We start from the raw sequence: 21923 nt of genomic DNA, 5'->3' as shown, positions 1-21923 counted from the left end.
CCTATCTTATTAATTATAGAAAAGGGGGCGTTAAACGTCAATTATATTTCCCTTTTCTACATATGATTTAGAACATAAAAAGACCTACCTCCGAAGAAGTAGGTCTAGATGGTATTAGAAAATCAAAGTTTCAAGATTTTCAATTTGATATTTGCTGAGGCCAAGCTCAGATAAACTCTTTTCAGATGCAGCGAATAGATTATTTTTACCTACACGCGTACCTAAAGCTGCGGCAGCGACCAATTCACGGTCCAATTTACCTAGGCGAGAACGATTGCGATTTTGTGGTTTCGGCTTCTTCATACGGAATGTATTATATTGAACCCCTTCCTTAGCGTCCTCAGGCTTCTGCTTTGTTAAAGCAGCCCCATTAGTGCCATTCCCCAATAAAGCACTAAGTCCTGTTTGCTTTGGAACCATTTTTTCGTAATCAGCACCAAACTCAGGGCGCTCTTCACGCAATTGATCGAATGTAGCTAAAGCTGCATTCATTTGCTTCAATCCAGCAGCAGAGTAAAGTTGACGTATCGCAATACTCACCTCTTGCGGTGTCAACGTACCTCGCTCAATAGCAGAAGCGATTGCACTTTTCAACGCACCTTGATCACCGGACGCTGTATAGCGACCGATATCAACTAAGTCTTTTTGACGTGCATTGAGTTCTTTAGGCGTATATATATTTATCTCAGATATAGACGGTGCCTGCTTAGAAGGCTGTTCTCCCGCCCCATTAGCCTCAGACATATAGCCACCGGCGACGATGGCCACGGCTAATGTTAAGGTTAATACTTTTTTCAACGTCTTAGAATCTCCCTTTTCATTAATACTTACTTATATAATACTGTGATATTTCTGTACATTAACAACAAACTTGTTCTACTGTAATACATACTGTAGATAATATTATATAATACTTCATCTAATTTTTATAGTCCTATTCGAAAAAAATCTATAATCTTTTAACATTTTTTATATTTTTATAAAATATGACATTAAAATAATGCAGTAGAAATCGGAAATTCACTAGATTTCTACTGCATTTATAGAGAGAATTATTTTTTTAATATTTTATCAAACTAAACGGATAAAATTTGTTTAGCATCAGCCACAATTTGTTCTAAAGAAACACCATTTTCTTTTAACAGTTCAGTTGCATCATAACGATCGTGGAACTCTTTAGCAATACCTTCACCACGGCGAGTTACTTGAGATTTATGTAAAATACTATAATCTGTCGTATCAACCACACCAGTAGATACAAACTCACCTACAGGAACACGAATGGCTACAGGATGATCCTGTTGATGCACGGCATATTTAGTCATAGCCAACAATTCTTCCTTATTTGTAGGTGCTAAGTATACTAAATCAGGAATGCTTGTAAGCATAGGTATGTCAAAGAACCCTAAATGAGTGACATCATTCATACCATATACAGATGCCATATGATTGATAATGACCGCCGTGTTCAGATACCTTTGTCATGAGGGCTTGACGAGCTTGTGCCGTTAAATCTGTTAATTCAGCAAGGGATAAGCCTTTTAAATCGGCTGGAGATTTTATATCAATTAAATTCATAAGTTTCCTTCCTATTTGTTTTGTGTTACTAACCGTGCTATACTGTATGTCCAGCATGTAACAAGTATAAAACTTAAAGTTAGTTTTAAGTCAAGAAAAAAACGTAAAATTTAAATCTAACCTTTAATCATATACATAGATTATATACTAAATATATTACTCCTGAAACTAAATCCATTTACAAATGTAATATGAACCCAAAAGGAGGTCCTATGACATATACTGTTGGCGAAATCGCAAAAAAACTAAATGTGGCACCTTCTACATTACGTTATTATGATAAAGAAGGCTTATTGCCCTTCGTAGAACGTTCTGTTGGTGGTATCCGTGTATTCCATGACGAGGATATGGATTGGTTAGAATTGATTGAATGCATGAAGCATACAGGCATGCCTATTAAAGAAATAAAACATTTTATCGACTACTGCGTCGAAGGCGATAGTCGCATTAATGAAAGATTATCTATTATTAGAAATCAACGAGATCGCGTATTAGTAGAAATCGAACACCTACAAGCACGCTTGTCCATGCTAGAATTTAAAACATGGTTTTACGAACAAGCTAAGGCTAATGGAACTACTAGCTTTTATGAAAGCTTAACACCTGATGACGTTCCTGTAGAGTATCATAAATACTTTGAACGCAAATGGCGCGCTGATAAAGAAGCCGCCGAAAATGGTGAACCACCTAAAAAATATAGAGCTATATAAACCAAAAGGAGCTATCTCAACGGATAGCTCCTCTTTTACATGACATAATAATTGGAGAACTGTTTACATTAACAGCTCTAAATAGGCTTTAGGCCTTATTTATTGGGACTTTCATATATAGTTGTATAACCGCCCTCTGTTACAGCTACGATTTGTTCAATCTCCTCTGTTGGATCCTCTGTGAAAGTAAAACTTTCACTAGCATCAAAAGATGCACTCGTTCCACAAGAGGAACTCAAATCGCGGGGCACCGGTCGGAGTTCTATATTGATTACCCCTTCAGGGGCTTCACGCTTGAAGCGAATCGCGCCAAAGTGAGAGTAAAATGTTGCAATATACTTCATAATCACTCATTTCTAGCCTACGCATTTACACGTTTTGTATTAAGGATAGCAATGATAAGAGCCACTACAAAGCCAACACCTACAGCAATTTCACCATTTAGTGTAGGACCAGCACCAGTGGCAGCTAAACCAAAGTTATGAGCGAACGCCGCACCAGCTGCAAGGCCAAGTACTGTAACCGCAGAATCAGAATTACCTTCACCAGTCATAATCAACTGACGCAATGGACAACCACCAAGCAATACGCTACAGAAACCTGCAAGCGCCATACCTAGGAAGTTCCACAATCCATCTGTATGTGCAATCGGTTGGTTTTCAAAGCCTAGATGGAAGTTACCAAAGCTAATATTTACAACGAATACACCAATGAGAACTGCTAAATAGCCAAAGATAAGAATAGATTTTTTAAACAAGAATAAATCTCTAAAGCCCCCAACCGTACAAAGTCGGCTAAATTGAGATAAGCCACCTACTACAAGGCCAGCCGCCAAAGAAATGAGCCATGGAGCATGCATAGCGCCAGGACCTTTTTGGCTAAAGAAGATAAATGCTGGTGCTGTTACAACAAGTACGAGCAAGCCTACTTGAATAGCAGGCATCATAGCAGATTCTAATTTGCTCAATGCATAAGTGCGTTGTAAAGAATAGCCTTTTTTCAAGAATATAGTACCAAATCCAATACCACCTGCAAAGCCGGCAATGCCGAACAAAGCATTTAAGTCACCACCGCCAAGTCGCAAAATCATACGAATTGGACAGCCAAGGAACATCAAAGCACCAATCATAACAAAGAAGCCAAGAATAAATCGAATAATTGGAGATGAACCACCTTTACTTTGGTGTTCGCCACGAATCATGGACAATAGATAAGCCCCTAATATAAGACCGATAATTTCTGGGCGAATGTACTGTACAGGTGCGGCACGATGTAGACCTAGACCACCGACAGTATCGCGAACAAAGCACGCAATACAAAAGCCCATATTACCTGGATTTCCAGCTAATACGAGGAATCCTGCGATAGCACCAATAATAAGGCCTGCAATAATTAAATTCCGTTTTTCATGAGACCCACTCATAGTAAACTCCTTTCAAACTACAAACACAAAAACTCTATGAGTACATGCTCCGATTCTAAGTAGCATGCTACTCATGATATAATAGCCATAAATATACATTGTTATTTATGGAGATTATCTATGGACTATATCTATTTAGACAATGCGAGCACTTCGTTTCCTAAAGCACCAACAGTCGCCACCGCTATGTCCGACTATATAACGAACCGGGGTATCAATATCAACCGCGGCTCCTATGCTCTCGCCTATGATGTAGAGGACACTATCTATACAACGAGACAACGACTAAACACCTTATTCAACGGTCATGATCCATCTCATGTCGTCTTTACACAAAATGTGACGATGAGCTTAAACATGGTCATCAAGGGCCTATTAAAAGCCGGTGATCATGTGCTCGTTAGCTCAATGGAGCACAACGCAGTTATGAGACCGCTCACACAACTACTAGATAAAGGCATTACCTTTGACATTATCCCTTGTGACAAGACCGGTTCCATTCAACTTGAAAGCATGGATAGTCTCATTCGTCCAAATACAGTGGCTATGATTATCAATCACGCTTCCAATGTATGTGGGACCATTCAACCGCTCGAATCAATTGGCCCGATCTGCAAGGCTCATAATCTACAATTTATTGTAGACGCAGCCCAAACGGCAGGTGTTATTCCTATTGATGTGAAAGCATGTCATATTGATGCACTTTGCTTTACAGGTCATAAAGGATTATTGGGACCTCAAGGTATTGGTGGCATTATATTGACCAAAGAAATGGCTCAGACCTTGACCCCTCTTATTGCTGGTGGTACAGGCAGCTTCTCACATTTAGAAACGATGCCTACCCATATGCCCGACGCCTTTGAAGCAGGTACGTTGAATCTACCTGGCATCATTGGACTCAATGAAGGCCTCGCCTATATTGAGTCACAAGGAATGGAAAATATTCATAACCATGAGCTAGCGTTAACACAATCCTTCCTCGAAGGATTGCAATCAATAGATGGTATTAACATCGTTGGTAAGCAGAATATCCAAGATAGAACTGCCGTCGTATCCATCACAATTGATGGTATGGACCCAGCAAGTATTGCTTACGAACTAGAATCCACCTATCACATCATGACGCGTGTTGGTCTCCACTGTGCCCCACGAGCACACCAAACACTAGGAACCTATCCAGAAGGAACTGTGCGATTCTCCTTTGGCTATGCTAACACACATGAAGATGTGGTATCCGCATTATCTGCGCTACATAGAATCCTTAAAAATACTAAATAATACTTAACCATTAAGGCTATATACTTCGGTATATAGCCTTTTATACTTCTACGCTTCACACAAACGACCGATAGCATCAGCTCTGCAGCGTTTGCAGTGTGTCATTTGCGGCACATAGTGACCAATAAATTGACGCATGTTATCGATTTCTTCTGAAGTCGGGCCCCTATGATTTTCAAAGGCCGTATCATGAACCGGAATCATAGCAATACAGTTCATCAAATCGACACCCCATGATTCCGCTTGTTTAGCGATAGCTGGTACATGGTCCATATTTACATCAGGCACTACTACGGTGTTAATCTTAACAATGATGTTCTTTTCCTTTAACTTCCGGATACTTTCAGCCTGACGTTCTAATAAAATACGGGCCCCATCGATTCCCTTGTAGATATTACCCTCATAGCGAACCATGGAATATACATGTTTTGCAATCTCAGGATCAATAGCATTAACCGTAATCGTTACATGCGTAATTCCTAAGTCAGCAATGTCATTAACATAATCAGGCACTGCCAAACCATTACTAGATAAACAAAGCATGACATGAGGAAAATCCTTTTTCACGAGGCGGAAGGTTTCAAGTGTCTTGTCTGCATCACACATAGGATCCCCAGGACCTGCAATACCTACTACAGAGATATCCTGACGAGCATCAAACACCTTGCGCACAAAGGCAGCTGCCTCTTGTGGCGTATAGACATGCTGCGTCACGCCTGGTCTATTTTCATTCGCACAGTCGTACTTACGATTACAATAATTACATTGAATATTACAATTCGGCGCTACTGGTAAATGTAAACGACCCCAATTAGCAGAAGCGGCCTTGTTGTAACAAGGATGATTTTGTAGGAAACTTTGTCCTTGAATTTCTTTCATAATTAACCTTTCCGACCAAATCTAATAGCATCTTTATGGCAAACATGTAAGCAATCACCACAGTTGGTGCAATTCATTTCATTTGGTCGTGTTCCCATTTCACATACGCGCAAGCACGCATCACAGTTATCGCAATCATTTGTTTTAAAAATTCTAAAAATAGAAATTTTGCGAAGCAACTCCATTACGCCCCCAAAAGGACATACAAAGCGGCACCAAGCATTGGCGATAATAAGGGAACCAGCAATAATAGAGACGACCGTTATAGTACGAGCCGCCCAATACCATTCGGAGAACTGCATAGATAAAATAACAGCATTAAAATATTCATCGCTCGTCCGAATTGGAATCATAATGCGAGGATTACCAAATTTAAAATATACTACAAGCCCTAAAATTATAGTTGCTACCATGCCGAGTTGAAGGAATCGCATATAATTTTTACGATTTCTTAGTGGTCCCATAGATATTTTTCCCAGCATTTGGTTAACCCAACCACTTGGACAGAACCAGCTACAGAAAGCACGTCCAAAGAAGATGACCATAATCGGCAAGATAATCCACCACGCATAAAAGTACGTCGTGATGCGGCCCCAACAGGTAATTATAGAACAGCTTTCACAGTTCACAAAGGGAACAATATAAGGACATCGGAATATGCCATAGTATACCCATTTTCCCATAATGAAGAGGAAGATAAACTGTACAATACGACGCCAAAGCGTTAAATTCTTAGGGGCTTGTTTCCCAGATACACCAGAACTAACTTGAGTTCCATAGGTTGTAGATGACGGACATTGATTACACATCTTTTACACCAAACCTTTCTATCAAATCGAGACCTCTCGCACTATGAACGGATGTGAACCCGTGATTTTCTAAGATTTGTTGTCCTTCTTGGGACCGTGTAAATTCAATATAATCGGCAGCCAACGCACGATCTTGTACATATTTCATTGTATTAATAGTGAAAGTGAGCGGTGCAGGTGGCACAAATTGTGCAGGTATGGAGAAGTACTCTATACGATCCTTGAACCGATCATGTGTGGTAAGGCGTTTTTCAATGATGGATACATCGGCTTTACCTTCTACGAGGTCACACATCATGGAAATTACACAAGCATTTTCAGCCATTAAGTTTTTCATAATACCATCGGTCAAACCAGATAATTTCATGATTCCTTTTACAGATGCACTACCAGGGGGAGATGCACCTAGGGGCAACATAACGCGTACACCAGGCTCGGCCATATCCTTCAAGTCTCGAATCCCTGCGGGATTCCCCTTAGGTGTAACGATAACGTAATCCGTAAAACATAATGGTTCAAAAGCAATACTTACGCCTTTTTTGCGCATATTTTTCGCTAGATCTAAACCGCGAGCCCCAAAGACTTCTGTGCGACTCTTCTCAGCCAACAAGGATTTACCAATAGCCCCTGCAAAGGCACCAGTATACTGAATATTGTGCCCCGTGTGCATTGTATAAACTTGGTTTAAATCAAGGAACGCTTCCGATAAACCGCCACAAGTCCACACTTGCAATGAGTCAGACTGTGTTGGCTTGTAAGCGCCTCGTATAAACGACGGCACCGCTGATGCAGCTGCTAAAGCTAAAGCACCACCAATAAACTGGCGACGGGATATATCCTTTTTCAAAAATCCCATGTACTTACCACCTTTCACTGAACTTTACAGTACTAAGCATATGCTCATATTATAGTATAAAAACCATAAGTTTTGATGATGATATGTATAAGTTTAATTAATTTAATTATACAGATTAGTCATGTAAATACTGTTTTTAAAGGTATTATTATAAAATTTTAAGATATCCTCTCCATATCTATATTATTGAATATTTATTGCATATGATGAATATGCTATTTTTTAGGTTTAATGAAGTTAAAATCCCGCTATACGCTCAGTGCATAGTAAACAAGGATAATCAGCTCTATAGACTATATTAGACTCTTTGCAGCACCTATTGCCATTTAAGATTAAAATTCACTATAAGACAATATTGCAAAAAGAACGCAAAAAGGCGGTACAACCAAATGGTTGTACCGCCTTGATTCATCAATTATTCAGCAGTGAATGGCAATAAAGCGATTGCACGTGCACGTTTGATAGATGTAGTCAATTTGCGTTGATGTTTTGCGCAAGTACCGGAAATACGACGAGGTAAGATTTTGCCGCGTTCAGTCGTAAAACGACGAAGTTTAGCAACATCTTTATAGTCGATTTGATCGATATGGTCTGCACAGAAAACGCATACTTTTCTTCTTGGCTTTCTGCCTCTATCTCTTCTCATTGCGAATCCTCCTTTTCGAATTAGTAGGAGTCCCTGACACTAGAACGGGATGTTTTCGTCATCGCCGCCTGTACTGAAACTATCAAAATTGGACCCACCTTCGAAAGAATTAGTATTCATATCAAGGGATTGGCCCACAAAGTTCGCTACTACTTCAGTAACGTAACGTTTTTGACCGTCCTGAGTCTCGTAAGAACGAGTTTGCAAACGACCTTCTACAAAGCAACGACTGCCTTTACGAAGATTGCCTGCCGCTTCACCAAGTTTACCCCATGCAACACAGTTGATGAAAGCAGTTTGTTCTTTCGTCTCATTTGTTGTGGAATCAATATAGGTGTTAGTTGCAGCTACTGTGAAAGTTGCTACCGCACGACCAGTTTTGGTATAGCGTACTTCAGGATCACGAGCTAAATTACCTAGAATTTGTACAGAGTTCATGTTTTCCTCCAGGCTTTAATTATGCTTCGTGTTTAACAATTAGATGTCTTAGGACTTCATCGTTGATTTTCAATACACGATCGATTTCTTTGATTTCAGCAGGTGCTGCTTCAAAGTTGATCAATACATAGAAACCGTCAGTGAATTTCTTCACAGCGTAAGCAAGACGACGCTTGCCCCAACGATCTACCTTTTCTACTGTGCCGCCTACACGAGCAATTAAAGCTTCTACTTTTTCAATAACAGCGTTAGTTGCTTCCTCATCAGCTGGTTTCACAATAAACATGACTTCGTATTTGTTCATACAAAATCACCTCCTCTTTCGGACTAATGCCCCTATCGACACATAGGGGTAGGAAGTGCTTACCATCAATAAGCCTTACTATTATAACCTAAAAAAAGAATGAAAGCAAGAGCTCAAATTTAAGCCCTTGCTTTCACCACTATTATATGCGATTATATTTTTCATCTTCAGGAAAAGCGATAATAGCACAAATAATTACAAATATTGCAATTACACCCATCATAGGGTCTGCCGTATCATTTGGTAAAAAGGTAAGGATCAACGATGATATAATGCCACTACCATATTGCATGGCACCTAGGAGTGCTGCCCCAGAACCTGCCATTCTACCTGCCCGATCTAATGCTAAGGCATTTGTTACAGCTGCAATGATACCATTCATGGAGAAGAATAAGAAACAGCCAATAACGATTAACCACAGGGAATGATAGCCCACAATCATTAAGCCCATTACAACAGATACACAAATGGCAGCGAATAATGTGGCATATCGCAACAACCTATCGAGTCGTATAGCGCTTACAATACGACGATTAATAGCACTTAGTAACATTACGCCAATAATGTTGACAGAAAAGAGATAGCCAAAGTATTCCTTAGGAACTCCATAAACATCAATATATACATAAGGAGAACCCGTTAGGAACGCATAGATAGCAATATAAAAAGAGCTAACACATAGCGTATATTTCATAAAGCCTTTATTACGTAATAAAATCCAATAATTATTATAGGTATGACTTATCGACTTTTTACTACGCTTCTCTACAGGATGTGTTTCAGGAATGACTAATACGGCAACGAGCATCAGAATACCGATAGCGACCAATAGCCAGAATATGGCATGCCATGTATACCATACAAGTAGATGCCCTGCTAGCATCGGCCCTGCAATAGGCGCTATGGCCATAACAATAGCTAAGGTAGATAACATTTTAGCAGCTTCAGTCCGACCGTATAAGTCGCGAATCATAGCCCGTGATAACATAGGTCCTACGCAAGCACCAAATGCTTGGAACACGCGCCAAGCCAGCAACTCCATCATGGATGAACTCAATGCACAACCCACAGAACCAATGATAAATAAAACTACCCCCATAATCAGTGGCTTCTTACGTCCAATTTTATCGCTAACGGCGCCCCAGAAAAGTTGGGCTAGCGCAAAACCTATTAAGAAACCAGTCAACGTTAGCTCCGCATCACCATTAAGATCTCGCCCCATCTCAGGCATGGCAGGTAAATAAATATCCGTCGACAATGACGTAAACGCCATCAATGCACTTAATATAGAAGTAAAAAGCCATCCTTTATTGCTAATCGTCAGCATAAAGACACCACTTTCATGTAAAATCGCACTATAATATGTATGTATTTAAATTATATCAAAAACAATGTTAATGCTATATAGTTTTGATATTTTTCAACAAAAAAGCGTAGTAAAATACTACGCAAAATTTTGTTTATTATACATCATAAATGAAATTTCTAAAAGGAATTATAAAATAAATGGTTTCGAGTAATAAATTCTCCATAATACGCCCTTTTATAGTGATAAACTAAAACAATATTTATATAAATTAGAAATTCTATAGAAAATCCTTGCGTCATTATTCTATATAATTTACTATATATAGAGAAATCTGATTATAAAAAGGAGTCATCATGGCTAATATTAATGAAAACTATTTAAACCTACAAGGTTCTTATTTATTTGCAAATATTGCTAAAAAGGTTGCAGACTATCAAGTAGCGCATCCAGATGCAGATATCATTCGTCTTGGTATCGGCGATGTTACATTACCACTTGTTCCAGCAATTATCGACGCTATGAGCAAGGCTGTCCAAGAAATGGGCAAAGCAGAAACATTCCGTGGTTACGGCCCTGAGCAAGGTTATGACTTCTTACGTCAAGCTATTGTTGATGGCGACTACAAACCATTAGGTGTAGACATTGCGATTGATGAAGTATTTGTTTCCGATGGTGCAAAATCTGATGTTGGTAACATCCAAGAATTATTCAGCGAAGATAACATCATCGCTATTACTGATCCAGTGTACCCAGTATACTTAGACTCTAACGTTATGGGCGGTCGTACTGGCGAAGCTGTAGATGGTATCTTCCAAAAGGTTGTCTACCTTCCTACTTACGCAGAAAACAATTTCTCTCCAGAATTTCCTTCTGAACGTGTAGATATCGTATATCTTTGCTCCCCTAACAATCCAACTGGTACTGTTTTAAGCCGTGCTCGTTTAGCAGAATGGATTAAATGGTGTAAAGATAATGATGCGATTTTGATGTTCGACTCCGCTTACGAAGCTTTCATCAGTACAAAAGACACTGTAAAATCCATCTATGAAATCGAAGGTGCTCGCGAAGTAGCTATCGAATTCCGTTCCTTCTCCAAAACTGCTGGTTTCACAGGTACACGTTGTGCTTATGCTGTAGTGCCTAAGGAAGTAACTGGCAAAACTAAATCCGGTGAACGCCAACCACTAAACCCTATGTGGAACCGTCGCCAATGCACTAAATTCAATGGTGTTCCTTACATCATCCAACGTGGTGCTGAAGCAGTATACACAAAAGAAGGCCGCGAACAAACTCGTGCTAACATTGCATACTACAAAGAAAATGCTCGCATCATCAAAGAAGGTCTCGAATCTATCGGCCTTACTGTATACGGTGGCGTTGACGCTCCATACATTTGGCTAAAAACTCCTGGCAACATGACTAGTTGGGAATTATTCGACATCTTGCTCGAACAAGTTCAAATCGTATCTACACCAGGCTCTGGCTTTGGCCCTCACGGTGAAGGATACCTACGTTTAACAGCTTTCGGTAGCCGTGAAAATACAATTCGCGCCGTTGAAAGAATTAAAACGTTACAATTCTAATACCTATAAAACTAAAAGACCGATTACAATCCTATAATAGGAAGGTAATCGGTCTTTTCTATGCCTTAATATATATGATTATTTAGTTTTTATAATTAATAGTAGATATGTTAATAGTAGCCCCAATTGCTAGAACCTTATTATGAGTACTATCATCTATCTATTAAAAGTTATGGCGAATGCCTGCATCAATACGATAGGAGTTATCTACAGTAGCACCAAAGTTTTTAGTGAAAGTACCATAAATATATGTATTAGGACGTACGCTCCAAGAACCACCGAGTTCAAGGTCAAGCCATGTATCTTTTAGGTTCACTTCGCTACCTGTAGTTGGCTCACCAGTCATGCTGTACGTAGCATTCATTTTACCTGAGAACTCATGAGCTAACGCAGCTTTAAGGAATACATTACTGTTTTTACTTTCCTTGCCAATCCCTACGCCAATGCGACCAATAACAGAATTTACTGCATCAGAATCAATATGTACTGTGCTGCCTGTATTGGTACGTGCATCAAAGCTTTCACCAGACAAACGGCTGAACGTCAATTCCGCATTAGGATCGATATAAAAGCCATTGTCCTTTTTAATACGTTTACCGTATTCAACACTTAAGGACGCCCCTGTATTACGATAATCACCACTCAACGTAGTGCCTAAGGTATTGCGTACAGTGAAATCATTTTTCAAACGGTTCACTTTGCCAATTATGTCTAAATAACGGCCATCCTTAAATTGTTTAGCACCGTATACAGCTAAGCCAGCCGTCTTGCCGGAGCCAGAACCGAGAGCGTAATCATTATTGCTTGTGCCGTATAGTAAAGCTCCACCAACAGTCCAGTCACCACGCAATGTATCATAACCGACTTGCGCCATGTTGTACGTTTGATTTACATAGGCATCATCTGTAATTTTAGACTTACCACCAATGTATTTACCCCATACACCATGTTTATCAGAATTAAGACGCACATCACCGAGGCGGCGTTGTAAATCATTTGTATCTGCTTTCATTTGCATCATAGAGGCAGCCAGTGCACTCTTAGCGCCAGATACAAGTTCACTTTCACGAGTTGTTATCACAGCTTGATCCGTAACGCTAGCTTTTCCATCGATAGCAAAGCTTTCTGTACCTAGATTAGTAGAGTATGTAGGACTAATAAGGCCACTATCAACCTGTACATTTACACCTAAATTACGTTCCCCTTTATTAAAGTTAGTGTATGTTAACTTATTTGCTAATTGGTGCAATGTACCTCTAGGATTATTAATATTTGCATAACCTTTAAGGGCCTCTGCAGAACTGTGCATAGTTACAGATGAGCCTTTTTCAGCATGATTGATAACTACTTGGCCTTTACCTTGTGCAGATGCAGGAGCACCCTTTTCGTAATCGATAGCTGTATGACCAGCATAGTTATTAATTGTAATAGGACGAGCGTCTACAGCTTGGATAATACCTTTGCTAGCTGCATCTTTACCACCTATGAAATGTTCTACACGGCTACCAGTATATAAATAGTTTGCATTATCTGGGCGACCTTGCGTAGGATATACGCGCTCAGCACCTAACCATTCATTGCGCCATGTAGCACCATTTTGTAAATATAATCGCAAACCACCATGATACGGATTATTATTGCTTTCATCAAATTCGTTAAGCACACCCCCTACTAATTTAGAATTGGGTGTCGTTAAGCCTAATGAAATTTCAGAACCATGGTTATGAGGATTTTTCTCTATACCATAATTTTTATCTAAAAAACCCACATTACCATACATTTTCACATCATTAGTGCCTGGTTCTAAGCCATCCATACCAGTATTTACATAGACAAATCCTTCTTCAGATAAAGCAGAATACGTATCAGATGTATCAAGTGGATTTGTTTTTATATCGGCCCCACCCAGCACACGGATATAACCGTCTTTATTAGCTTGCAAACCAACACCGACTACATCGATATTTGCATTGCCTTTTACAGTTACACGCGTATCATCATTGTCACCATCACTGGTTAAACCGCCATACCCAGCATAGATACCACTCATGTAATAATGTGCCAAATCAGGTCTGCGTTTTTCTCCGCTTTCCGCCGGTGCTGGATTCGTAATTTTCACGGTTACATTCTTGTCGATAGCTACTTGTGTACCATCAAGTGCATAAATCCCAGTCACATTGTTATGGTATTTTTTACCATTCACACCAAGACCAGATACATTGACAGTTAAGTCATCTGTAAAGTGTTTATTTTCCCCCCACAAATTAAGACCGATAGATTTGCCATCTGTATGACTTTCAACAGTCGTAGCGGATACCATGGTAAAAGCACTTGCACCTGTTACGATCAATGCCGCTATAACAGCAGCGTTTACCTTTCTTATCATCTCATACCTTCTCTAACTTTCAAACTATAAATAGAGCTAATTCAATTGTATCTAGACCGAGGGTATATGTGTCAATTTTTACTCATATGATTTTTAGTTTGCCCCTTATAACAACACGCAATGTATCGATATAGTTGTACCAAAATCGATGTCCCACTCTATGTATTAAGTGCTTCTCTAATCCACCGCAATAAATTCTATAGAAAAATATCAAATACATTTATTTTGTGCTATAATAAGAATGTTAATAATTAAATTTCTCGATTTATATAGGAGGCTAATATGAGCAAAATTCGTATTGGTATCGTTGGCTACGGCAACTTAGGTCGTGGTGTTGAAGCATCCGTAAAATTACAACCTGATATGGAGCTTGTTGGTGTATTCTCTCGACGTAAAGGTTTAGAAACAGTTTCTGGTGTTCCTACATATACTATGGAGGATCTACCAAACTTCAAAGGTAAAATCGATGTTATGGTTCTTTGTGGTGGTTCTGCAACAGACCTTATCGAACAAACTCCAATGGTAACTAAATACTTCAACTGTATCGATTCCTTCGATACACATGCACGTATTCCTGAGCATTTTGCTAATGTAGACAAAGTAGCTAAAGAAGCTAAAACTGCTACATTGATTTCTTGCGGTTGGGACCCAGGCATGTTCTCTTTACAACGTGTATATGCTGAAAGCATCTTGCCTCAAGGTAAATCTTATACATTCTGGGGCCGTGGTGTTTCCCAAGGTCACTCCGATGCTATTCGTCGTATCGATGGTGTTCTTGATGCTCGTCAATACACTGTTCCTAAAGAACAATACCTTGAAGCAATCCGCAATGGTGAAACTCCAGACGTTGATGGCTACAAAGGTCACCTTCGTGAGTGCTATGTAGTAGCTGCTCCTGATGCTGACAAAGCTAAAATTGAAAACGAAATCAAAACTATGGAAAACTACTTCGTAGGTTATGAAACAGTAGTAAACTTCATTTCTCAAGAAGAACTTGATCGCAACCATAAAGGTATTCCACATGGTGGCTTCGTTCTTCGCTCTGGTGAAAGCACTGACGGCACACGTCATGTTATTGAGTACTCCTTGAAACTTGACTCCAACCCTGAATTCACTGGCTCTGCACTTATTGCTTATGCACGTGGTATCTACCGTCTTGCTAAACACGGCGGCACAGGTTGCTACACAGTATTCGACATTCCACCAGCTTGGATTTCCACTCATTCTGCTGAAGAATTACGAGCTCACTCTCTATAAGATATATAACAAAAATCCCACACTAGTGTGTGGGATTTTGTTTAGTGATACTACTAGTCACCTATGTGACTAGTAGTGTCACTTTTTTAGTACAAATTTATAGCTTCTATATGATATAATATTTATTTGATAGAGTTTCTACGGAAGCTTTCACAAAGAACGAAATCAATTAGTTAATAAAAGGTGGTACCATGAGCACAAATTTAGAAGTAGGCATCGTAGGCCTTCCAAATGTTGGTAAAAGTACATTATTCAACGCTATTACAAAAGCAGGCGCTGAAGCTGCCAACTATCCATTCTGTACAATCGAGCCAAACGTAGGTGTCGTTGATGTTCCAGACAATCGTTTAGCTGTATTGGCTGAAATGTTCGGCTCCAAACGCATCCTTCCTGCAGCTATGCGCTTTGTAGATATTGCAGGCCTCGTAGAAGGCGCATCCAAAGGCGAAGGTTTAGGCAATAAATTCCTTAGCCACATCCGCCAAGTAGACGCCATTGCTCAAGTTATCCGTTGCTTCGAGGATCCTAATATTACTCACGTTGCAGGTTCTATCGATCCAATCCGCGACATCGAAATCATCAATACTGAACTTTGCCTTGCAGACCTTGAGTCCGTTGAAAAACGTAAACAACGTATTGAAAAAATCGCTAAATCCGGCGACAAAGATGCGCGTGCGGAGTTACCATTGCTGGAACGCATCATCGAAGGTTTAGGTGAAGCAAAACCAGTTCGTGCACAAGGTCTCGAAGAAGAAGAATTAGAAATGATCAAAGAGTTAACATTGCTTACAGCAAAACCATCTCTTTATGTAGCTAACATTTCTGAAGATGAAGTATCTGATTACTCCGGTAATGAATATGTAAAACGCGTAGAGGAATATGCGAAAAACGAAGGCGCTGGCATCGTTGTTGTTTCTGCTCGTATCGAGTCCGAAATTGCAGAGTTATCTGAAGAAGAATCCGCTGCATTCCTTGAAGATCTTGGCCTTGAAGAATCTGGCTTAACTAAACTTATCAAGGCAAGTTATGCACTCTTAGGTCTTATCAACTACTTCACAGCTGGCGAAATGGAAGCTCGTGCTTGGACAATCGTAAACGGCACAAAAGCACCTCAAGCGGCTGGTAAAATCCACTCCGATATAGAAAAAGGCTTTATCCGTGCTGAAATCGTATCCTTCGATGACTTACAAGCTTGCGGTAGCCAAAATGCGGCTAAAGAAAAAGGCCTTGTACGCCTAGAAGGTAAAGACTACGTTATGAAAGACGGCGACGTAACACACTTCCGCTTCAACGTATAATACAAATTAATAACAATAAAAAACCAGTAAATCGATCGATTTACTGGTTTTTTTAATGCTAAAAATAGCTTTATTTGTCATCATTGCCCAATGCATTTTTAAGGCCACTAATCGCACCTTCTACAGCGTCTTTAGCATCATCAGCAGTTTTTTTGATATCATTAACAACACTATCAGCAGCATCTTTTACTTTTGCTACTGTATTTTCAACAGCGCCTTCTGTTTGCATTTGTTTGTCATCAGTTAATTTACCTGCATTTTCTTTTACTGCACCTTTAACTTGATCTAATTTATCTTCTAATGCCATAATTGTGACTCCTTTCATGTAAAATCACGTTTAACCATATAAAATCTACTGTTACAAGTAGAGGGCTATCCTTTTTTTCCGAAGAAAAATGAGACTACAGCAACAACAATGACTGCACCCAATACAGATGGAATTAAGGACATTCCTGCTAAGCTAGGACCCCAGGTACCAAATAGGGACTGACCTACGGACGAGCCAATTAAACCAGCAACAACGTTAGCGATAATGCCCATTGCACCGCCTTTGTTAGTGATGGCACCAGCTAGGAACCCAATAAAACCACCAACAATAATTGACCATAACATATAATCACTCCTTCCTATTCAATCAAAATATTCATAAATCCTATCAAATAATACAGTATTTATAAATATTTTAGAGTTTGTGTATATTTATAATATAACATTCAATTCTAAAGATTAAATGAAGAATTTCGATTTAGTTCTACATATATGATCTACTCAACTACTGTTACAATTTCATCCATTGTACGACGCGTTTTATTGCGATGTGGTTCTTCATCACGGTAACCAAAGGCAGCCATTACAGCAATGCCAAAGTGTTTAGTATCGAACAGACCAAGTTCATCACCTAAGAGTGCGGTCATGTCATCTTGATTGAAGCCTTCTAATGGACAAGAATCTAAGCCTTCATACGCCGCCATAGTCATCATATTCGCCATAACGATATACGCTTGTTTTGAAGCCCAGTCAAAAGCAGCACGTTCAGACTCAAAGGTTTTAAAGTCACTTGTAGTAAATTGAGCATATTTCTCACGGTATGCTGCATCAACTTCAGCAGGTAATTGTTTAACCTCTTCTTGAATATGACGAATATATGGAGAATCGAATTCAAGATCAACTTTTTTACGCGCCAAGATAACTACTACATGACTAGCTTCAAGACCTGCTAAAATCCCCCAGCCATGAGCTTTCATTTTTTCGCGAATTTCTGGATTTTGAATCACCAACAATTGGTAAGCCTCAAAGCCAAGGGATGTAGGAGACAAACGTGCCGCATTAAGAATAGCATTCCAGTCTTCTTCAGAGATTTTCTTATTGCTATCAAACTTTTTACATGCATAACGATAGGTCATAGCATATTCTAAATCGTTACGATCCAATTTTGGAGCGGTTAATTTTACATTTTCTATTTCATACTTGCTCATATATACCTCCATAATGATAAAAAATATCATATATCTATAGTATCATAGTTAGCCGTTAAATTATATAAGGATCCAAATTTTAATAAAAAACAAGAAAAAGCCTAGACGATGTCTAGGCTTTATATGGTACTGCCAGCTCACCTTTTTCATACCAAAAGAGGCCAGATGTACTGATCTTATGTTCTTTTAAAATAGTCTGAACCTGCTCTACAATACTTGGATCTATTTGCACAGATAAACCACACATATCGTAAAGCTCTGGAGGTGTAGCCATCAATTGATGAGGCACCTCTAATTCTGTTAGTATCTTGTCTGCTTTATCGCCAAAATAATAGGACGTAAAGACGACTAACAATTTTTTATTTTCCAAGGCCTCACCTCCTACCACAGCATATACCATTACATTGTTATAACATTGACTATCCATTTAAAGCTAAGGCGTCTCGTCTAAATCGGTCCGTTAAAATGATAGTGCTAAGAATTATAACTTAACTACATTCTCCCCAAGGATAGAGTCCGTAATAGCGTACATATTTGTGATACTACCTACACCAAGCTCTTCTTTTACGCCAAAGTAATCGAGACAAATGCCACAGGCTGCGATTTCAACACCTGCGTCAGCTAGTTTTTTAATATTTTCCAAATGAACAGAATCCTTAGTTACCATCTTAACACTGCTATTAATGAAATAGATCTTAGATGGTTTCACATCTGCTTCTACCATGCACACCCAGAAGGTTTTCATCAGATTTCTACCAAGCTCTTCACTACCTTCACCAAGATAATCTTTTGTCATCAAGATAACTCGGTTACCATAGTTCATCGGTTCGCAACTCGCTTCTGTAACAGGATTTGCATTAGGGGTCATAGTGAGGTAGAAATCCTTACCATCTTGGCGGATTGCCACACCATAACCACGAGACTTGCCAAACTTTTCTACATTATCGCGACTCACTTCATTATCTACAATAGTAGTAATAACAGCATCTGGATTCGCATCGCTAACCTTCTTAGTTTCAATCACAGGTTTTGGACACAAGCTACCACGTACATCTACAGTTAATTCATTTGTATTGCTCATCATACACCTCTATATTATATACATTATATGTTTTGTAAAAGTATTACCTATCAGCTATCAGCTATCAGCTATCAGCTATCAGCTATCAGCTATCAGCTAATGATATTGTAATTAAATATCGATAGCCAATAGTAGAAAACCTATTTTTTATAAATCTATTCTGTAACACGTACCGCTAGGCCACTGAAACTTTCAACAGTACCAACAATACTAGCACAGTCAATGCCAGATTCGTGTAAGGCCTCAACCAATTTATTACCTTCACTAGCAGGCACAGAGAAGAGTAAGCCACCCGAGGTTTGGGGATCAAAGAGAATATCCGTCCATACAGGGTCCAAAGCCTGATCTACTTGAACGTCTGTTATAGCTTTTTGATTCCCATAGGATGCAGCTGGTACTAATCCCATTTGAGCCGCTTCGATGACATCATCAAAGAGAGGAATGTCGTAAGCCTTGATATGTATTGTCACATCGGAGGCACTAGCCATTTCTACGGAGTGCCCCATGAGACTAAAACCAGTCACATCAGTACAAGCATGAACGGTAAAGTTATGCGCTACCTCTGCCCCCACCCGATTTAACGTACTCATGCTAGCGACGGCCTGCTCAGTACCTACAGGAAACAAATCACCTTTTAGAGCATTATTCATAATCCCTGTACCAATTCGCTTAGTTAATATCAGCACATCCCCTACTTGAGCCCCTTTATTTTTCCAAATTCGATTTGGATTCACTTGCCCTGTTACAGACATACCGAAGATAGGCTCTTTATTTTCAATGCTGTGACCACCAACGATGGCAGCACCAGATTCAGCCACGATGGATCCCGCTCCGTTTAATACATCTGTTAATATACCTTGTTCAACAAGAGGCACAGGGAACCCCACAATATTCATAGCCGTTAAAGGCGTACCGCCCATAGCATATACATCACTCAAAGCATTAGCAGCCGCAATTTTACCAAATAAAATAGGATCATTAACCATGGGCGTAAAGAAATCTAATGTTTGCACTAATGCTAGTGTATCTGAAAGTTTATATACCCCTGCATCGTCAGCACCTGTCATATCTGCCAGTACGTGTTCATTGGTAACAGGTGTCACTGCTTTTAATACACGATTTAATATATGAGGCCCAATCTTACACGCACAGCCCCCACTTGTTACGTAATCAGTGAGTCGTACCATCCGTCCTCCTTATTCATTCTCAGGCAATCGAGATACGATTTTCTTAACTGCCTTTTCAAATTTTGGGCGCGGCATCAAGAGTTGATGACCACAACCATTACATACGATGAGAAAGTCTGTACCAATCCGCTTAACTTCCCATTCATCACTGCCACAGGGATGTGACTTTTTCATTTTTACCACATCGCCTATATAATATCTAACAAATGCCATAGCGCCTCCTTTTATATCGTTCAGTATTTATATACTTATTATACAAAAAATACAATGTTCTATAAACATATCAGAATTCTATAGTTATATAGTTATTTTATGGGGAGTTATTAGTACATTTAACAAAAGATTATTAATACGTAATCAATAATGATTTTTCATTTAGTTATCATTCTCAATATCAAAATGAACTTATTTTATAAACCCTGTACTATTCAACCTTTAAAAAACCGCATTTTTACTACATTGATAATATTTATCATTTAGAAAATTTTCGAAATAAATTTTACAAAAACACTTGCATTTCTCATTTAGTATGTTACAATATAGTCAACAATGATTATTCGTTAAGTATACGGATATCCCATTGTATATAAAACTGTTAAGACGGCAAGTGCCGAAAAAACAAAAATCGGTAAGTACTATTTTAAGAGTTAGGCAAGTGTCTATTTAATCTAAGAATAAGTTTTCTTACTAAGGCGAAGTCGCACACGAAAATTGTAGAATAAGTATTCTATTATTTGAATTCACAACCAAGTGGTTATGAATATATAAGTTAAGTAACAAATTTGAAAATTATCGTAAGTACAAAGGAGTATTAAAATGGCAGAATTAAAAGGTTCTAACACTGAAAAAAATCTTCAAGCAGCATTCGCTGGCGAATCCCAAGCATTCCAAAAATATACTTTCTACGCAGCAGCAGCTCGTAAAGCTGGCATGAACGAAATCGCTGATTATTTCGAAGAAACAGCTCACAACGAATCCGCACATGCTAAATTGTGGTTCAAAGCTCTTCATGGTGGCGACGTATCTTCCGATATCGAAGCTAACCTTCGTGATGCAGCAGCTGGCGAAAACTACGAACACACTACAATGTACAAAGATTTCGCTGACGAAGCTGAAAAAGAAGGCTTTGCAAAAATCGCTTACCAAATGCGCGAAGTTGGTAAAATCGAAGCTCGTCATGAAGCTCGTTACCTTGCATTAGCAGCTCGAGTATCTGGTAACAAAGTATTCACTAACGACGAACCAGTAGCTTGGATCTGCGCTAACTGTGGCTATGTACACATTGGTGAAGAAGCTCCTAAAGTTTGCCCAGTATGTGCTCACCCACAAGCTTTCTTCCAACGTTTGGTTGAATCCTTCTAATCTGTAAATACGACACTAACTAAACTAACAACCTGTAAGTACAGATTTAAATTAAACACACCTG

General features: G+C 39.2%; 26 protein-coding genes. 6 read left to right on the top strand and 20 right to left on the bottom strand.

The annotated features are described in order from the left end of the window. Positions 1 to 114: 114 nt before the first annotated feature. From O3607_RS05810 to O3607_RS05800, 3 genes are all read right to left on the bottom strand, one after another. A complete protein-coding gene (locus O3607_RS05810) occupies positions 115 to 798 on the bottom strand; it encodes a carboxymuconolactone decarboxylase family protein (RefSeq protein WP_024065972.1) in 684 nt (227 codons plus the stop codon). A gap of 278 nt (positions 799 to 1076) precedes the next feature. After that, positions 1077 to 1445, bottom strand: a complete 369-nt coding sequence (locus O3607_RS05805; RefSeq protein WP_314362331.1) for a hypothetical protein — start codon at positions 1443 to 1445, stop codon at positions 1077 to 1079. Further along, the gene (locus tag O3607_RS05800; protein ID WP_314109368.1) at positions 1420 to 1578 is read right to left on the bottom strand and encodes a 1-deoxy-D-xylulose-5-phosphate synthase N-terminal domain-containing protein; all 159 of its coding nucleotides are present in this window, start codon (positions 1576 to 1578) and stop codon (positions 1420 to 1422) included. Before O3607_RS05800 ends, O3607_RS05805 begins: the two co-directional genes overlap by 26 nt. 212 nt (positions 1579 to 1790) lie before the next feature. On the opposite strand from O3607_RS05800, the gene O3607_RS05795 reads away from it, so the two are divergent. Beyond that, positions 1791 to 2288 carry a MerR family transcriptional regulator gene (locus O3607_RS05795; RefSeq protein ID WP_024065969.1) on the top strand — a complete coding sequence of 166 codons (498 nt, stop codon included), beginning with the start codon at positions 1791 to 1793 and terminating at the stop codon, positions 2286 to 2288. 95 nt (positions 2289 to 2383) lie between these two features. Here O3607_RS05795 and O3607_RS05790 read toward each other — a convergent pair whose 3' ends face one another. Together O3607_RS05790 and yedE are read right to left on the bottom strand one after the other, a co-directional pair. Further along, positions 2384 to 2632, bottom strand: a complete 249-nt coding sequence (locus O3607_RS05790) for a DUF3343 domain-containing protein (RefSeq protein ID WP_060923827.1) — start codon at positions 2630 to 2632, stop codon at positions 2384 to 2386. Positions 2633 to 2649: 17 nt separating this feature from the next. Further along, positions 2650 to 3711, bottom strand: a complete 1062-nt coding sequence (yedE, locus tag O3607_RS05785) for a YedE family putative selenium transporter (RefSeq protein ID WP_285365116.1) — start codon at positions 3709 to 3711, stop codon at positions 2650 to 2652. Between the two features lie 120 nt (positions 3712 to 3831). Here yedE and O3607_RS05780 point away from each other — a divergent pair, with 120 nt between their 5' ends. Continuing rightward, complete coding sequence (locus O3607_RS05780) at positions 3832 to 4989, top strand: aminotransferase class V-fold PLP-dependent enzyme (protein ID WP_371443537.1); 1158 nt, start codon at positions 3832 to 3834, stop codon at positions 4987 to 4989. A gap of 48 nt (positions 4990 to 5037) precedes the next feature. Here the strand turns inward: O3607_RS05780 and O3607_RS05775 are convergent, their stop codons facing one another. The 7 genes from O3607_RS05775 to O3607_RS05745 all read right to left on the bottom strand — a co-directional run bounded on the left by O3607_RS05775 (position 5038) and on the right by O3607_RS05745 (position 10248). Further along, the gene (locus tag O3607_RS05775) at positions 5038 to 5868 is read right to left on the bottom strand and encodes a radical SAM protein (RefSeq protein WP_024065965.1); all 831 of its coding nucleotides are present in this window, start codon (positions 5866 to 5868) and stop codon (positions 5038 to 5040) included. Positions 5869 to 5870: 2 nt separating this feature from the next. Then, positions 5871 to 6677: a 4Fe-4S binding protein gene (locus O3607_RS05770; RefSeq protein WP_129823815.1), complete on the bottom strand. Its 807-nt coding sequence runs from the start codon at positions 6675 to 6677 to the stop codon at positions 5871 to 5873. Further along, positions 6670 to 7533 carry a substrate-binding domain-containing protein gene (locus tag O3607_RS05765; RefSeq protein WP_024065963.1) on the bottom strand — a complete coding sequence of 288 codons (864 nt, stop codon included), beginning with the start codon at positions 7531 to 7533 and terminating at the stop codon, positions 6670 to 6672. Before O3607_RS05765 ends, O3607_RS05770 begins: the two co-directional genes overlap by 8 nt. A gap of 415 nt (positions 7534 to 7948) precedes the next feature. After that, positions 7949 to 8179 carry a 30S ribosomal protein S18 gene (rpsR, locus tag O3607_RS05760; RefSeq protein ID WP_004693795.1) on the bottom strand — a complete coding sequence of 77 codons (231 nt, stop codon included), beginning with the start codon at positions 8177 to 8179 and terminating at the stop codon, positions 7949 to 7951. A 39-nt stretch (positions 8180 to 8218) separates the two neighbouring features. After that, on the bottom strand, positions 8219 to 8617 hold the full coding sequence (locus O3607_RS05755) for a single-stranded DNA-binding protein (protein ID WP_004693797.1): 399 nt from the start codon (positions 8615 to 8617) through the stop codon (positions 8219 to 8221). A 19-nt stretch (positions 8618 to 8636) separates the two neighbouring features. Then, positions 8637 to 8921: a 30S ribosomal protein S6 gene (gene rpsF, locus O3607_RS05750; protein ID WP_371443536.1), complete on the bottom strand. Its 285-nt coding sequence runs from the start codon at positions 8919 to 8921 to the stop codon at positions 8637 to 8639. Between the two features lie 142 nt (positions 8922 to 9063). Then, the gene (locus O3607_RS05745; RefSeq protein ID WP_371443535.1) at positions 9064 to 10248 is read right to left on the bottom strand and encodes a multidrug effflux MFS transporter; all 1185 of its coding nucleotides are present in this window, start codon (positions 10246 to 10248) and stop codon (positions 9064 to 9066) included. Between the two features lie 335 nt (positions 10249 to 10583). Between O3607_RS05745 and O3607_RS05740 the strand changes: the two genes are divergently transcribed. After that, the gene (locus O3607_RS05740) at positions 10584 to 11813 is read left to right on the top strand and encodes an LL-diaminopimelate aminotransferase (RefSeq protein WP_371443534.1); all 1230 of its coding nucleotides are present in this window, start codon (positions 10584 to 10586) and stop codon (positions 11811 to 11813) included. Between the two features lie 163 nt (positions 11814 to 11976). On the opposite strand, the gene O3607_RS05735 is transcribed toward O3607_RS05740, so the two are convergent. Further along, entirely contained in the window at positions 11977 to 14199 is a 2223-nt protein-coding gene (locus O3607_RS05735) for an autotransporter outer membrane beta-barrel domain-containing protein (RefSeq protein WP_371443533.1), read from the bottom strand. Positions 14200 to 14481: 282 nt separating this feature from the next. Here O3607_RS05735 and O3607_RS05730 point away from each other — a divergent pair, with 282 nt between their 5' ends. Beyond that, complete coding sequence (locus O3607_RS05730) at positions 14482 to 15456, top strand: diaminopimelate dehydrogenase (RefSeq protein ID WP_371443532.1); 975 nt, start codon at positions 14482 to 14484, stop codon at positions 15454 to 15456. A gap of 191 nt (positions 15457 to 15647) precedes the next feature. Continuing rightward, positions 15648 to 16754: a redox-regulated ATPase YchF gene (gene ychF, locus O3607_RS05725; RefSeq protein ID WP_371443531.1), complete on the top strand. Its 1107-nt coding sequence runs from the start codon at positions 15648 to 15650 to the stop codon at positions 16752 to 16754. A 70-nt stretch (positions 16755 to 16824) separates the two neighbouring features. On the opposite strand, the gene O3607_RS05720 is transcribed toward ychF, so the two are convergent. From O3607_RS05720 to O3607_RS05690, 7 genes are all read right to left on the bottom strand, one after another. Beyond that, positions 16825 to 17061 (bottom strand): CsbD family protein, encoded by a 237-nt coding sequence (locus O3607_RS05720; protein WP_302209551.1) that lies wholly within the window; start codon positions 17059 to 17061, stop codon positions 16825 to 16827. A gap of 65 nt (positions 17062 to 17126) precedes the next feature. Beyond that, on the bottom strand, positions 17127 to 17366 hold the full coding sequence (locus O3607_RS05715) for a GlsB/YeaQ/YmgE family stress response membrane protein (RefSeq protein ID WP_060923839.1): 240 nt from the start codon (positions 17364 to 17366) through the stop codon (positions 17127 to 17129). A 152-nt stretch (positions 17367 to 17518) separates the two neighbouring features. Beyond that, a complete protein-coding gene (locus O3607_RS05710) occupies positions 17519 to 18229 on the bottom strand; it encodes an NAD(P)H-dependent oxidoreductase (RefSeq protein WP_371443530.1) in 711 nt (236 codons plus the stop codon). Positions 18230 to 18341: 112 nt separating this feature from the next. Then, positions 18342 to 18599, bottom strand: a complete 258-nt coding sequence (locus O3607_RS05705) for a DUF3343 domain-containing protein (RefSeq protein WP_060923933.1) — start codon at positions 18597 to 18599, stop codon at positions 18342 to 18344. A gap of 111 nt (positions 18600 to 18710) precedes the next feature. Further along, on the bottom strand, positions 18711 to 19310 hold the full coding sequence (gene yedF / locus O3607_RS05700) for a sulfurtransferase-like selenium metabolism protein YedF (protein ID WP_024064788.1): 600 nt from the start codon (positions 19308 to 19310) through the stop codon (positions 18711 to 18713). Between the two features lie 155 nt (positions 19311 to 19465). Then, positions 19466 to 20497: a selenide, water dikinase SelD gene (gene selD, locus O3607_RS05695; protein ID WP_316120429.1), complete on the bottom strand. Its 1032-nt coding sequence runs from the start codon at positions 20495 to 20497 to the stop codon at positions 19466 to 19468. A gap of 9 nt (positions 20498 to 20506) precedes the next feature. After that, positions 20507 to 20710, bottom strand: a complete 204-nt coding sequence (locus O3607_RS05690; RefSeq protein WP_060923842.1) for a DUF951 domain-containing protein — start codon at positions 20708 to 20710, stop codon at positions 20507 to 20509. 603 nt (positions 20711 to 21313) lie between these two features. Between O3607_RS05690 and rbr the strand changes: the two genes are divergently transcribed. Then, positions 21314 to 21859, top strand: coding sequence for a rubrerythrin (gene rbr / locus O3607_RS05685; RefSeq protein WP_060923843.1), 546 nt, complete (start codon positions 21314 to 21316; stop codon positions 21857 to 21859). Positions 21860 to 21923: the final 64 nt, after the last annotated feature.

Origin of the sequence: Veillonella sp. 20925_1_51 (assembly GCF_041431445.1) — a bacterium.
Classification (GTDB): Bacteria; Bacillota; Negativicutes; order Veillonellales; family Veillonellaceae; genus Veillonella; species Veillonella nakazawae.
Note: the sequence above shows the minus strand (reverse complement) of the source record. Positions and strands in the feature narration are given on the sequence as shown.